The 13,106-nt window shown below is 61.0% G+C and carries 11 protein-coding genes; 5 read left to right on the top strand and 6 right to left on the bottom strand.

Features of this window, described 5'->3' with window-relative positions; all coding sequences use genetic code 11:
* Positions 1-418 precede the first annotated feature (418 nt).
* A complete protein-coding gene (locus AC1D2N_RS17040) occupies positions 419-1,261 on the bottom strand; it encodes a PhzF family phenazine biosynthesis protein (RefSeq protein ID WP_130652512.1) in 843 nt (280 codons plus the stop codon).
* A 307-nt stretch (positions 1,262-1,568) separates the two neighbouring features.
* On the opposite strand from AC1D2N_RS17040, the gene AC1D2N_RS17035 reads away from it, so the two are divergent.
* Positions 1,569-2,315, top strand: coding sequence for an SDR family NAD(P)-dependent oxidoreductase (locus AC1D2N_RS17035; RefSeq protein WP_018242250.1), 747 nt, complete (start codon positions 1,569-1,571; stop codon positions 2,313-2,315).
* A gap of 117 nt (positions 2,316-2,432) precedes the next feature.
* On the opposite strand, the gene AC1D2N_RS17030 is transcribed toward AC1D2N_RS17035, so the two are convergent.
* Both AC1D2N_RS17030 and AC1D2N_RS17025 read right to left on the bottom strand, forming a co-directional pair.
* Positions 2,433-3,518 (bottom strand): DUF2865 domain-containing protein, encoded by a 1,086-nt coding sequence (locus AC1D2N_RS17030; protein WP_130652511.1) that lies wholly within the window; start codon positions 3,516-3,518, stop codon positions 2,433-2,435.
* 355 nt (positions 3,519-3,873) lie between these two features.
* On the bottom strand, positions 3,874-4,029 hold the full coding sequence (locus AC1D2N_RS17025) for a hypothetical protein (protein WP_162804580.1): 156 nt from the start codon (positions 4,027-4,029) through the stop codon (positions 3,874-3,876).
* Here AC1D2N_RS17025 and AC1D2N_RS17020 point away from each other — a divergent pair.
* Positions 4,013-4,546, top strand: coding sequence for a ribonuclease H family protein (locus AC1D2N_RS17020; RefSeq protein WP_130652510.1), 534 nt, complete (start codon positions 4,013-4,015; stop codon positions 4,544-4,546). The genes AC1D2N_RS17025 and AC1D2N_RS17020 overlap by 17 nt on opposite strands.
* Positions 4,547-4,703: 157 nt before the next feature.
* Here AC1D2N_RS17020 and AC1D2N_RS17015 read toward each other — a convergent pair whose 3' ends face one another.
* A complete protein-coding gene (locus AC1D2N_RS17015; RefSeq protein ID WP_130652509.1) occupies positions 4,704-7,016 on the bottom strand; it encodes an NADP-dependent malic enzyme in 2,313 nt (770 codons plus the stop codon).
* A gap of 234 nt (positions 7,017-7,250) precedes the next feature.
* Here AC1D2N_RS17015 and AC1D2N_RS17010 point away from each other — a divergent pair, with 234 nt between their 5' ends.
* Positions 7,251-8,690 carry an FAD-binding oxidoreductase gene (locus tag AC1D2N_RS17010; RefSeq protein WP_026188413.1) on the top strand — a complete coding sequence of 480 codons (1,440 nt, stop codon included), beginning with the start codon at positions 7,251-7,253 and terminating at the stop codon, positions 8,688-8,690.
* Positions 8,691-8,988: 298 nt separating this feature from the next.
* Here the strand turns inward: AC1D2N_RS17010 and AC1D2N_RS17005 are convergent, their stop codons facing one another.
* Entirely contained in the window at positions 8,989-9,738 is a 750-nt protein-coding gene (locus AC1D2N_RS17005) for a histidine phosphatase family protein (RefSeq protein WP_018242245.1), read from the bottom strand.
* Positions 9,739-9,945: 207 nt separating this feature from the next.
* Between AC1D2N_RS17005 and AC1D2N_RS17000 the strand changes: the two genes are divergently transcribed.
* Entirely contained in the window at positions 9,946-10,785 is an 840-nt protein-coding gene (locus AC1D2N_RS17000; RefSeq protein WP_018242243.1) for a UDP-2,3-diacylglucosamine diphosphatase, read from the top strand.
* A gap of 165 nt (positions 10,786-10,950) precedes the next feature.
* A complete protein-coding gene (locus AC1D2N_RS16995) occupies positions 10,951-12,171 on the top strand; it encodes an MFS transporter (protein WP_018242242.1) in 1,221 nt (406 codons plus the stop codon).
* Here AC1D2N_RS16995 and dgcA read toward each other — a convergent pair.
* Positions 12,123-13,106 (bottom strand): N-acetyl-D-Glu racemase DgcA, encoded by a 984-nt coding sequence (dgcA, locus tag AC1D2N_RS16990; RefSeq protein ID WP_018242241.1) that lies wholly within the window; start codon positions 13,104-13,106, stop codon positions 12,123-12,125. The genes AC1D2N_RS16995 and dgcA overlap by 49 nt on opposite strands.

Genomic DNA, 13,106 nt, shown 5'->3' with positions numbered 1-13,106 from the left:
CGAAGTTCCCTGACAAAAGGATTAGCGCGCAGGCCCTGCTAAAGCCGCTAAGCATTTTCGACCCCCATAGTTGATCCCCGGCCCAAAGACGGAAGGTTTTCTGTTTTGACGGCCGTCCCATTTTCTATTTTAGCCCGCTCTAATTATACCGCGAAGCGCTGCCAAGTGAAAGGATCAATGAGAGCAGGATCAAGGAGGCCGCTCTAGCCAAGATCGATCCGTATAATGGACAATCGCCTGGCCGGTTCAGGGCTGGCGACAAGCTATTGGCGTTTTTAGACAAACTCTGATCCCTGCCGGAGCTAGGGACATCGCGGTGAGGGCCGCGACGTCCATGCCGACCCCACCAATTATCGAGGAACTTTCAGTAGGCAGGAAAGCGCCAATTGCAGTCATCGGCCTCAGGTCGATGACTGTCTTAGAGGATAGCTTTTCCGTTTATGCAGGTAACGACATTGCCGCCAACCCAAATATCTTCAGATTCGAGCCGGACATGTACCCGCCCTGACCTGCCCAAGACCGTCCCTTGCGCAGCGATGTATGAAGGCGGCGCGAGATTTGCGGAAATGAGCCATTTTGCCAAACCCGCATTTAGGCTACCAGTGACTGGGTCTTCGTAACCAGCGGCGGTGAAGGCGCGGACCTCGAAATCCACACCATCGACGTCCCCCAAACATGGTGCAATCAGGCCTACCCTTAGTCCGGAAATACTCTGGTAGTTCGGACGGACACGTAGGACATCGTCTCTGCTTTTCAGGAGCAAGGCCATCCAACCGGGACCGTTGTCTACCCAACTCGCATCGACTATCATCTCAGGTGACAGACTTAGACCGCTCATAACTCGTTTCATTAGATCGTTATCGATATGTCCAGTCTTGATCAAATCTGGAGCCAGAAATGAGAGGATATCGCCGTCTCTTCTGATCCGGATCAAACCCGCCTGACATTCCTGGATGACAACTGGCTGCTTTGGCTTTCCGCCCAAGGTCAGCCATGCGTGGCAGCTACCCAAAGTCGGGTGTCCGGCAAAGGGTAGCTCCTGATGCGGCGTGAAAATTCTGACGCGATAATCAGCATCCGGGACCGTCGGCTTTAGGAGGAAGGTCGTCTCGCTTAGATTGGTCCAGTTGGCAAACTTGGCCATCGTTGATGTATCAAGATCGTCCGCATCCACTACCACCGCAAGTGGATTTCCACCCATTCGCTCCGAGGAAAAAACATCAACCTGTTGAAACGATAGCTCTTTAAGATTGCTGTTCATAGCATCTCCTACTGTTCGAATAGCGTGCGCCAATGTCTATACACAAGGGGGCTGCAGAATGCCTTTCGGAGTAACGGATGCAGACAAAGATTTCCGCTTCGGGCATACCCGGTCTTCCAAAGCGTTCAAATTATGCCGAGCTTTTAATCCTTGATTACCGGAAATCTCGGGCTTTAGGGAATGGGCTCGGCATAGTTTCGGACTCGGGATAAATTCCTGACCTTCATATCGATACGCTGAAGGCGAAATCCTGGAATTTCCAATAGATATTCGGCTATCGGTGGCTCACTCGGAGGATAACGGCCCAATGAACATGATCGACTTGAAGGAACGGATCATCGTGATCACAGGCGGTGCGCGCGGCATCGGCTACGCTATCGCAGAGCGCGTCATCCAGTCCGGTGGCAAGGTGGCCATCTGGGACCTGAACGAAAACATGGCGAAGGACAGCGCTTCCGCTCTCGGATCTGGCACGGTCGCTTTCGGCGTCAACGTCGCAGATCCCGTATCAGTGAAAAATGCGGCGGCGGCGACCGAGGAGATTTTTGGCCGTATCGACGGCCTCGTCAATTCCGCCGGGATTACCGGTCCGGTCAAGCCCACGATCGAATACGATTTCGGTGAATGGAAAGACGTCGTCGATGTCTGCCTCACGGGAACCTTCAATTGTTGCCGGCACGTCGTTCCGGTCATGTTAAAGCGCGACTACGGGCGGATTGTGAACATCTCTTCGGTTGCGGGCAAGGAAGGAAATCCGAACATCGCCGCCTACAGCGCAGCGAAAGCTGGTGTGCTGGGCTTCACCAAGTCTCTTGGCAAGGAACTCGCAAAGACAGGAATCGCCGTGAACGCGGTAACGCCAACCACAGCAAAGACACCTATATTGGACGGGCTGACATCCGAGTTTATCGAATATATGCGCGTCCGCATTCCGCGCGACCGTTTTGTTGAACTTCACGAGATCGCTTCGATGGTCGTCTGGCTGCTCTCCGAGGAGAACTCCTTCACGACCGCATCGACGTTCGACCTGAGCGGCGGTCGTACGACCTACTGACCATGCTCAAGCGACCCGCATTCACATCCCGCCGCACGTTCACGTGACATCGCCGTCATCTCATGCGGCCTGGCACAACGCCGCTATTGCTCCGCCACCGCAGTTCCAGCTGTTCAATCACTGCTGCTGTTGTGGCTGCGGGCCTGGCGTTGCCGGATTGGCGAGGTCGATCGAGCCCTGATCGCCGGCCAGAAACTGCGGGCCGACCTGACGGACGCGGTTCTGTGTGGGATCGTAGGGGCGCTCGGGAACGGACGGTTGCGGCGCGGCGGCATCCTTCGCCTTGGTGCGGATGGTGGTGATCGAGCCCTGCTGCGGCGGTTCGCTCACCGCCTGCTTGCCGCGCATCTCCTCATAATAGGCTGTGAGATTGCAGGCGCAGGAGGACTTTTCCCCGGGCGTGCGGTTCTTGTAGGCAAAGGCATTTTTCATGGCGCTGTAGGGCGTGCCCGTTGCGACCGAGATCATATTCGAGGCTTCGGTGCTCGTCACGTCACGATAGAACAGTTCAGTCTCGATGCCCGGGCACATCTTGGCGCAGGTCTGAGCATCGCGGCCGAAATCGACCGACGTGGCGTTCGAGCTGATCGGGAAGAAGCCGCCGTCGCAGCTGCGCACGCACATGGTGCTGACCGGCGAGAGCATCTCGGCCCGCGGCAGGCCGTAACGCGGATCGACCTCTTCGCCGCCGCCGAGCGGAATGAAAGTATCGGTGCGTAGCGCCTGTTCCTCGACGCTTGGCGCGGGGTCGGCGGCGCTGCGATCGCTCGGGGCATAGAAGTTTTCGCTGTTGCAGCCATTGCGGTCGAGAGCCGCGACCAGTTCGCGGCGTGCGTCGTCATCGGCGCCGTTCTGGTCGGCCAGTTCGTTGCGGCGGTCCTGGAGATAGTGGATATTGTCGATCATGCGCGCTTCGGACTGCGAAAGTTCGGCGCAATAATCGTCATTCTCGCCGCCGATCACCACCATGCTGCCCGAGGTGCAGCCATTGCTGCGCAGCTCGTTGCGAACCTTGCGCAGCTCGAGGTTCTGCTCGGCCATGGCGCTGGAATATTGGCGGGCTTCCGGGCCGTTGCCATTGCCGATCGATCGCGGCAAGTCGGCAAGGCGACCGCGCAGGTCCTCACAGACGGCGCTGTTTTGCGCGGCGGCAGGCGCCGCAAAGGCAAGGAGAAGGGCAAGAGACAGGTTTCGGCGTTTCACGGCGTCGTCCCGGAATGAGCAAAGAATCGATCGGTCGATTGCGGCCTCGATCGCCGCGCGTTGTCTCTTAACGTGTTTCTCTTAATAAGCTTGGAGAAATTCCTAGCGCATTTTCGCGATCTTATCCAGCAAATGCGGGCGACCCATCTGTGGGGAGAATTTGTTGTGCCGCCAAAAGCGGGACTTTCTTCTTTCAATTTTCCGGGACTTGATTCTTCTTCTCGCTCGCCAGATCAGCTTTCATAGCTACCTCCGCCACTACCCCCCCAACGAGGGATAGGGAGAACTCCGGTCGCTGCAATGCCGCTTGGCGCCGGGTAGGTTTACAGACGGTGCATTCTTTATGATACCGCACTTACCACGCCTCGATCACGGCCAGTGCTTCGATGTTGACGCCGCCGCGGGAGGTGATCAAGACGTGGGATATGGGGCAGGTCGCCGCAAGCCGCAGTGGTCTTGCGGTGGGCGCGGCGAAGGCGAGAAGGACGGCGAAAATGTCAGGTATTTCCAACGAATTTCGCTCCCCTGCTGCGACAGTCGGGATACCCGAAGCCCAACACGGCCTCCACGTCTTCGTGGACGGTTGTTATGAACCCGGTTCCGGGCACGGAGGCTGGGCATTTGTCGCCTATCGTGATGCCGCCGAGATCGCCTCCGGCTTCGGTGGCGTCGAGGATTCCGCCAATAATTCGATGGAATTGACCGCCGTCCTCAGGGCGGCAATCTGGATCAACAGCGGAGCAAGCGGCGAGCCCGCGACTATCTGGTCCGATTCCGTCTATGCCGTCAAAGGCTGCAACAGCCGGCGACATATCTGGAAGAACAGCGGCTGGAAGAAAAGCAACCCGAACGGGAATACCCGAAGCCGAACGATCGCCAATGCGGAACTCTGGAAAGCGGTCGATCTTCAACTATCCCAGAATGGTCTGGTGACCATCGCCTGGTGCAAAGGCCATTCCGGCATTGCCGGCAACGAGCGCGCGGATGCGCTCGCGGATAAAGGGCGCCTGTCCCTGCGGAGTGCCTGAGACGGCATCAGGACATGTGTCGGAGCGGCTTCAAGGCCGCTCGTACCGAAGGATTATATCCCAGGCCCCGCGCATGCAAATCAACCGGCTGCAGATGCTCGGGACAAGCCCGAGCATGGCGAGGAGTTGGCCGACTTTGTCAGCAGTCTGAGCCGGCTCAGGCCGGTTGCGATGCCTCGACGACGGCGAGTGCCGCCATATTGACGACGCCGCGGGAGGTGACCGAGGGGGCGAGGATATGGGCGGGCAGGGCGGTGCCGAGCAGGATCGGGCCGACATGCAGGCCGTCCGTCATCGACTTCACCACACCGAGCGTGATGTTGGCGGCATCGAGGTTCGGGAAGACCAGGAGGTTCGCCTCGTCGTGCAGGGTCGTGTCCGGCATGACGCGCTTGCGCAGTGCCTCGGTGATGGCGCTTTCGCCGTGCATCTCGCCATCGACCTCGAGGTCGGGTGCGGCTTCGCGCACGAGCTGCAGGGCGTTGCGCATCTTCGTGGCGCTTTCGGATTCACGCGAGCCGAAGTTGGAATGCGAAACGAGGGCCGCGCGCGGGGTGATGCCGAAACGGCGGATTTCCTCGGCGGCCAGCACCGTCGCCTCTGCGATCTCTTCGGCGTTCGGATTGAAGGTGACGTAGGTGTCGGTGAAGAAAGTGGCGCCGCGCTGCGAGATCATCAGGCTGAGGGCTGAGAAGTCGCGGACATCCTTGCGTTTGCCGATGATCAGGCGGACGTCGCGCAGATGCTTCTCGTAACGGCCTTCGAGGCCGCAGATCAGCGCATCGGCCTCACCGCGCCGCAGCGCCAGCGCGCCGATGACGGTGGTGTTGGTGCGTACGATCGTGCGGGCGGCTTCCGGGATGACGCCGCGGCGGCCGACGAGGGAGAAATAGAGATCGACATATTCGCGGAAGCGCGGATCGTCTTCCGGGTTGATGACCTCGAAATCCTGCAGCGGCCGGATGCGCAGGCCGTAGCGCTTCAGGCGTGTCTCGATGACCTGGGGGCGGCCTATCAGGATCGGTTCGGCAAGGCCTTCCTCGAGCAGCACCTGGGCGGCGCGCAGTACGCGTTCGTCCTCGCCTTCGGAGAAGATGACGCGCTTGCGCTCTGCCGCCTTGGCGGCGGTGAAGATCGGTTTCATGACGAAGCCGGAGCGGAAGACGAAGCGGTTCAGCTGGTCGAGATAGGCGTCGAAATCCTGGATTGGGCGGCGCGCGACGCCGCTCTGTTCGGCGGCCTTGGCGACCGCAGGCGCGATGCGCAGGATCAGGCGCGGATCGAAGGGCGAGGGGATCAGATAGTCGGGGCCGAAAACCGGGGTCTCGCCGGAATAGGCGCGGGCGGCGACATCCGACGGCTCTTCGCGGGCAAGGGCTGCGATGGCGCGCACGGCCGCCATCTTCATTTCCTCATTGATCGTCTCGGCGCCGCAATCGAGCGCGCCGCGGAAGATATAAGGGAAGCAGAGGACGTTGTTGACCTGGTTGGCGAAATCCGAGCGGCCGGTGCAGATCATCGCATCGGGTCGGGCAGCACGGGCGAGATCCGGCATGATCTCCGGCGTCGGATTGGCAAGCGCCATGATCAACGGCTTGTCGGCCATCTGCGCCAATAGTTCCGGCTTCAGCACGCCGGCGGCCGACAGGCCGAGGAAGACGTCGGCGCCGCCGATATTTTCGGCCAGCGTACGCGTCTCGCTCTTCTGGGCATAGATGGATTTCCATTCGTCCATCAGCTCGATGCGGCCCTCATAGACGAGGCCTTCGAGATCGTGAACCCAGATGTTTTCGCGTTTTGCCCCGAGAATGACAAGCAGGTTGAGGCAGGCAAGGGCGGCGGCACCGGCACCGGAGGCGACGATCTTGATGTCGGCGATGTTCTTACCGGCGAGTTCCAGCCCGTTCAGGATCGCGGCGGCGACGATGATCGCCGTACCGTGCTGATCGTCGTGGAAAACGGGGATCTTCATCTTCTCGCGCAGGCGCCGCTCGACCTCGAAACATTCCGGCGCCTTGATGTCCTCGAGGTTGATGCCGCCGAAGGTCGGCTCCAGCGAGGCGATGGTCGAAACCATCTGGTCGACGCCTGCCGCGTCGATCTCGATATCGAAGACGTCGATGCCGGCGAATTTCTTGAAGAGCACCGCCTTGCCCTCCATAACAGGCTTGGAGGCAAGCGGGCCGATATTGCCGAGGCCAAGCACGGCGGTGCCGTTGGAGATGACGGCAACGAGATTGGCGCGCGAGGTATATTCGGCCGCCATTTCGGGATTGTCGCGGATGGCAAGGCAAGGGGCGGCAACGCCGGGCGAATAGGCAAGCGCCAGGTCGCGCTGGTTGCCGAGCGGCTTTGTCGCCTGGATCTCCAGCTTGCCGGGGCGGGGATAGCGGTGGAAGAAAAGCGCCTGTTCGTCGAGATCGCCGCTCGTCAGATTCTTTTCCGTCTTCGATTTTTCCGGGTGATCCATCGCCGCCTCCGTGCACGTCTTTTGGGGAGTTCCCTCCATACATCAATCGGATACGGGCGACAGTATGGAAATGAGGGATGGGAGAAGTTTTCGTGAGATGGGCGGGGGGCCCGCGGGACGACCATTCGTCCCTGATGCCAATGGCTAATCCTTTTGGAAAACTTGTTTGACGACCTCAACAGGCGCAGGATGCCGGCCGCGACGGTGCGGGGCGCCGGTCGCATGGAGGAAATCATGGACAATTTGAACCTCACGACCCTGCAAAGGGGGCAGACGATGGTCAATGACGTGGCCATCGATGCTTTTGCCGCCGGATTTCGCGGCAGTCTCCTGACCAGTAAAGACATGGATTACAACGAAGCGCGGACGATCTGGAATGCGATGATCGACCGCCGGCCCGGGCTTATCGCGCGCTGCGCCGGTGCTGCCGATGTGGTGCGGGCGGTGCGGTTTGCACGCGACAATAATCTGCTCGTTTCGGTGCGTGGCGGCGGCCACGGCATCGCCGGCAATGCTGTCTGCGAGGGCGGTATCGTCATCGACCTGTCGGCGATGAAATCGGTGCGGGTCGATCCGCAGACGCAGCGTGCCAGGATCGAGCCGGGCGCGACACTCGCCGACGTCGACAAGGAAACGCTGGCCTTCGGGCTGGTGCTGCCGACCGGCATCAATTCCACCACCGGCATCGCCGGCCTGACACTCGGCGGTGGTTTCGGCTGGCTGACCCGCAAATTCGGGCTGACGCTCGATAATCTGCTTTCGGTTGATGTGGTGACGGCCGATGGCGAGCTGGTCAAGGCGAGCGAAAAAGAAATGCCGGATCTCTTCTGGGCGCTGCGTGGCGGCGGCGGCAATTTCGGCGTCGTGACTTCTTTCGAATTCCAGCTCAACCCACTCAACACAGAGGTTCTCGCTGGGCTCGTCGTGCATCCCTTCGCCGATGCTGAAAAGGTGCTCAAGGAGTACCGGCAGGCGCTGGAGGCGGCCCCTGACGAACTGACCTGTTGGGTGGTGATGCGTCAGGCGCCGCCGCTGCCGTTCCTTCCGGCCGAATGGCACGGCAAGGAGATCGTGGTGCTGGCCATGTGCTATTGCGGAGACATTGCGGCGGGCGAAAAGGCAACGGCCAGATTGCGCGCGATCGGAAATCCGATTGCCGACGTCGTCGGCCCAGTGCCGTTCACCGGCTGGCAACAGGCATTCGACCCGCTGCTCACGCCCGGTGCGCGCAATTATTGGAAGAGCCAGGATTTCGCCTCTCTCTCGGATGCGGCGATCGACGTCCTGCTCAATGCCGTGCGCAAGCTGCCCGGACCGGAGTGCGAGATCTTCATCGGCCATGTCGGTGGTGCCGCTGGCCGCGTACCCACCGAGGCGACCGCATTTCCGCAACGAAGCTCGCATTTCGTCATGAATGTGCATGCGCGCTGGCGGGAAGCCGGGATGGATGGAAGCTGTATCGGTTGGGCGCGGGAGCTCTTCGAGGCAACCAAGCCGCATTCGGTCGGCACCGCCTACATCAACTTCATGCCGGAGGACGAGGTCGATCGGGTCGAAAGCGCTTACGGCGCCAACTACGGTCGCCTTGCCGAAATCAAGCGGCGTTACGATCCGAACAATCTGTTCCGGATGAATCAGAACGTGAAACCGATGGCGGCGGTGCGAGCTGCCTGACGGGACTGGCGTGGAATCAAGGCGTTGGAGCCTCCGCCGCGCGTTTGCTTAACGCGCGGCGGACCTGCCCAAGGCGAGCCGCAACCGCGCGGTGATGTCGCTCCAATGCATTGAGGCGATCCTCATGATAGAGTCGGTTTGTGGCCAACGTCCTCGCCATCAAGGGGCTCTAGTTTCGGGGCAAGGCCACATGACGCATTGATGTTCGCTGCGCTTGAGGATTGGGCCGAATACGGCGCTGGCAATTTGGTGAGCGTGACCCGCCACTGGTTCTGTAGCGGCGCTCTGCAAGGCGTCGCTAACCGCCGGGCATCGGCGTAAGCGTCACGTCTGCGCCATAGGCATCGCGCAGTTCGCCTTCCTGTCCCGGCTGCCGGTCGGCGGCCTGATGCAGCAGGATCGACTCGTATCCTTGCGAGCGCGTCCCCTCGATCAGCGTGATATCGGCGTTTCCAGGATTGTCGGAGCGCTCGAACCACTCGACAGGGCGGTGCAGGAAATTCATTTCGACCGCCCGGTTGGTGACGCCATGACCGACGATCACAACGTCGCGGTCGCTATTTTCGGCATCGTGCATAACGGTCTGCAGGAACAGGCGCACCCGCTGGGCCACATCCGCCCGGCTTTCGCCATCCGGCGGCCGCGCGTAGAACTTGCCGCTGTTGCTGCGCAGCCTCGCCCATTTTTCGAACTCCTCGGGAAACTTCTGCTTCTGTTCGGCGTGGTCATAGATTTCGGTGAAGAGACCGAAATCCTGCTCGCGCAGCAGATAATCTTCCCTGATATCGCCGACGACGCTTTCCGGCAGGGCTTCGAGCAGCGCATCCTTGCTCTGCCGCGTCCTCAGAAAGGGCGAGTACCAGATCTGCAGCTTGCCGAAACCCGCGCTCGGCAATGCGTTGAGATAGGAGGCGATCACGCCGCCTGCCTCGAGTGCCTGCCGATGGCCCCACTGCGTCAGCGGCACGTTGTGATCGCCGAATTGGCGGTAGGCCTGTTCGTTGATGTTGCCGAGGGATTCGCCGTGGCGAACGAGAAAAAGACGCATCAGCCATCCCGCATTGTCGGATATGAATCGCCGCCATCATGAACGCCCTGAATGCGCAGGGCAACATGGTAGGCCTGGCGGCGACGGGCATCCTGCCCGCGCGGCGACAGGCATCCTGCCCGCGCGGAATGATCGGGTTTGCAGCGCTTTTCCCGGTCTTGTCATCTTCCTGAAACACGAGTCTGTTTTTGGAAGGCTAGATGAAAGATGGGACATGAGCGGCAGCTCGTGAAAGACATGATGGAACCCAGACATTTCCGCACGCTCTTCATTTCCGATGTCCATCTCGGCTCGAAGGCCGCGAAGGCCGACTTCCTGCTGGATTTCCTGCGCCACCACGAGGCCGATACGATCGTGCTGGTCGGCGACATCGTCGACGGCTGGCGCCTGAAGCGCAGCTGGTACTGGCCGCAGGTCTGCAACGATGTCGTCCAGAAGCTGTTGCGCAAGGCGCGCAAGGGCACGCGCGTCGTCTATATTCCCGGCAATCACGACGAATTCCTTCGGGCCTTCCCGGGCATGCATTTCGGCGGCATCGAGGTCGTCGAGCGCATGATGCATGACGGCGCCGACGGCAGAAAATATCTGATCCTGCACGGCGACGAGTTCGACGTCGTCGTCCGCAATGCCCGACTGCTCGCCTATCTCGGCGACTGGGCCTATGACACGGCGATCCGTATCAATATCATCCTAGCGGCGGTGCGCCGTCGCCTTGGCATGCCCTACTGGTCGTTCTCGGCCTGGGCGAAGCTGCAGGTCAAGCATGCCGTCAATTTCATCGGTGAATTCGAGCGTGTCGTGGCAGAGGAAGCCCGCAAAAATGGCGCCGATGGGGTGATCTGCGGACATATCCATCATGCCATCATCCAGGATATGGACGGTATCCGTTACATCAACACCGGTGATTGGGTGGAAAGTTGCACGGCGGTCGCCGAGCACGAGGATGGTACGTTCGAACTGATCACCTGGCGGGCGCTCGCCAGCAGTGTAACAGCACTTGCCGCCGTCGAGCGGGAAGACGCAGAACTGGCTCCACAAGCCGCCTGATTTTGGCGCCGGCGCATCCGCGCCTGCGCTCCCTCGAATTTAGCCGTTACCGTTAGGCGACAGGCCCTATTTATTTTCTAAAACGTTTCAGGACGGCTATTTCTCGCAATAGTCGCCTCCAGGGTGGTGTGTTAGGACAACGTCCAGTTTCCTTCAGGTCCACCCATGATTCCCGCTCAAAATTCCCCGACGGGTGAGGGAGCGCCGCCGCGCTTCCGGATGCTTAGCGCGCTTTCCTATTGCGCGCCGCTGCTCGTCAACGGCATCGTCCTGCCGTTTTTTCCCGTGTGGCTCGCAACCCACAGCTTCAGCGACCACGAGATCGGCATCATCCTTGCCATACCGATGGTGGTTCGCGTGTTGGTGGCGCCTGTCGTCGCCATGATCGCCGATCGATTGAAGGAGCGCGCCGACGTGCTGCTCTGGTCGGGTTGCCTGTCGCTGCTGACGGCGATCGCGCTGTTCTGGACGACGACCTTCTGGCCCGTGACGATCGTCTATGCGCTGCAGGGCGCCACTTTCGCGCCCTATGTGCCCGTCGTTGAATCGATCGTCATCTCGGGCGTGCGCCGCTGGGGGCTCGATTACGGATCGATGCGCGTGTGGGGCTCGATCGCGTTCATCGTCTCGACGCTGGTCGGGGGCCAGTTGATCAGCCGGTGGGGCGGCGAAATGGTGCTGCCGGTCATGGTGTTCGGCTTTATCATGACCGTTGTCATGGCGATCTTCTGTCCGCGCATCGGACCGACGCGACGGCGCGGCCAGCCGATCAACATTCCGGCAGCCACCGGCAGCGGTCTGCGCGAGCCGCACCTTCTGCTGCTTCTGATCGGCGTCGCCATCCAGCAGTCGAGCCATGCGGTGCTGAACGCCTTTTCCTCGATCTACTGGCATCATCTCGGCTTCTCCGGCACGCAGGTCGGCCTGCTCTGGAGCGCCGGCGTCGCTTCGGAAGTGACTGTGTTCTTCCTGTCGAAGCGTCTCAACCGTCGCTTCGACGCCTGGACGCTGATCCGCTTCGGTTGCGCCATCAGCGTCTGCCGCTGGATACTGTTTCCGATGAATACAGGCTTTGCCGGTTTCTTCCTGCTGCAATGTTTCCATGGCTTTACCTACGCCTTCGTGCATACCGGCGTGCAGCGGCGGATCGTGGCGACCGTGCAGGAAACGCAGGAATCCTCGGCGCAGGGCGCCTATTTCTTCTATGTCGGCATGGCGATGGCGCTGATGACCCTGGCGTCGGGTTATCTCTATGCCTGGCTCGGCGTCGTCAGCTATTACGTCATGGCCGTGGTCGCGTTCTCCGGCCTCGGCCTCGTCATCTCAGCCTATTATCTTCAGCCCCAGAGGGTGGTTTCGGGCGGAAAGACCAGGGAAGCGGCGTAACGAAGACCGGGTTCGCGGTCGCGGGCAAGCAGCAGCGGACCGTCGAGATCGACAAAATCGGCATTCTGAGCAAGCAGAACGGCGGGCGCCATGGCAAGCGAGGTGCCGACCATGCAGCCAATCATGATGCTGAATCCAAGCCGTTCGGCCTCGGCCTTCATCGACAGCGCCTCCGTCAGGCCGCCCGTCTTGTCGAGCTTGATGTTGATCGCGTCGTAGCGGTCGGCAAGGCTTGCGAGATCGCCGGTGTGGTGGACGCTCTCGTCGGCGCAGACGAGGAGCGGGCGGCGGATTTCAGCAAGCAGCCCATCGCGGCCGGCCGGCAGCGGCTGCTCGACGAGGGCCACACCCGCTTGCGCCGCGATATTGAGGTGACGTTCCAACACCGCTTCCGGCCAGCCTTCATTGGCGTCGAGGATGATTTCGGCATCGGGCGCGGCGGCGCGGACGGCGCGGATGCGGCTTTCATCGTCGCCGGTGCCGACCTTGACCTTGAGCAGGGCGCGGCCGGCATGCTCGCGCGCCTGGGCGGCCATCACCTCCGGTTCGCCGAGCGAGATGGTGTATGCGGTGGTGAGCGGCTGCGGAGCGGAAAGGCCGAGGCGGGCGGCGACGCTGTCTCCTGTCTGCTTCGCCTCGAGGTCCCAGAGGGCGCAATCGACGGCGTTGCGGGCCGCACCCGGCGGCATGGCGGACAGCAGGTCGCTGCGTGAGATGCCGGCCTCGATCAGCGGTCGAGCCGCCTCGATTTGGGCGAAAACGCTCTCCATCGTCTCGCCGTAGCGGCGATAGGGCACGCATTCGCCGAGCCCCTGCGCTCCCTCTTCGACAAGCGTGCAGGTGATGACCTCGGCTTCGGTCTTTGCCCCGCGCGAGATGGTGAAGGTCCCGGCAATCGGAAAGGAATTCATCTGGATATCGAGGGTGCGCGGCAT

The organism is Rhizobium sp. P1_B8 (assembly GCF_056406515.1).
Note: the sequence above shows the minus strand (reverse complement) of the source record. Positions and strands in the feature narration are given on the sequence as shown.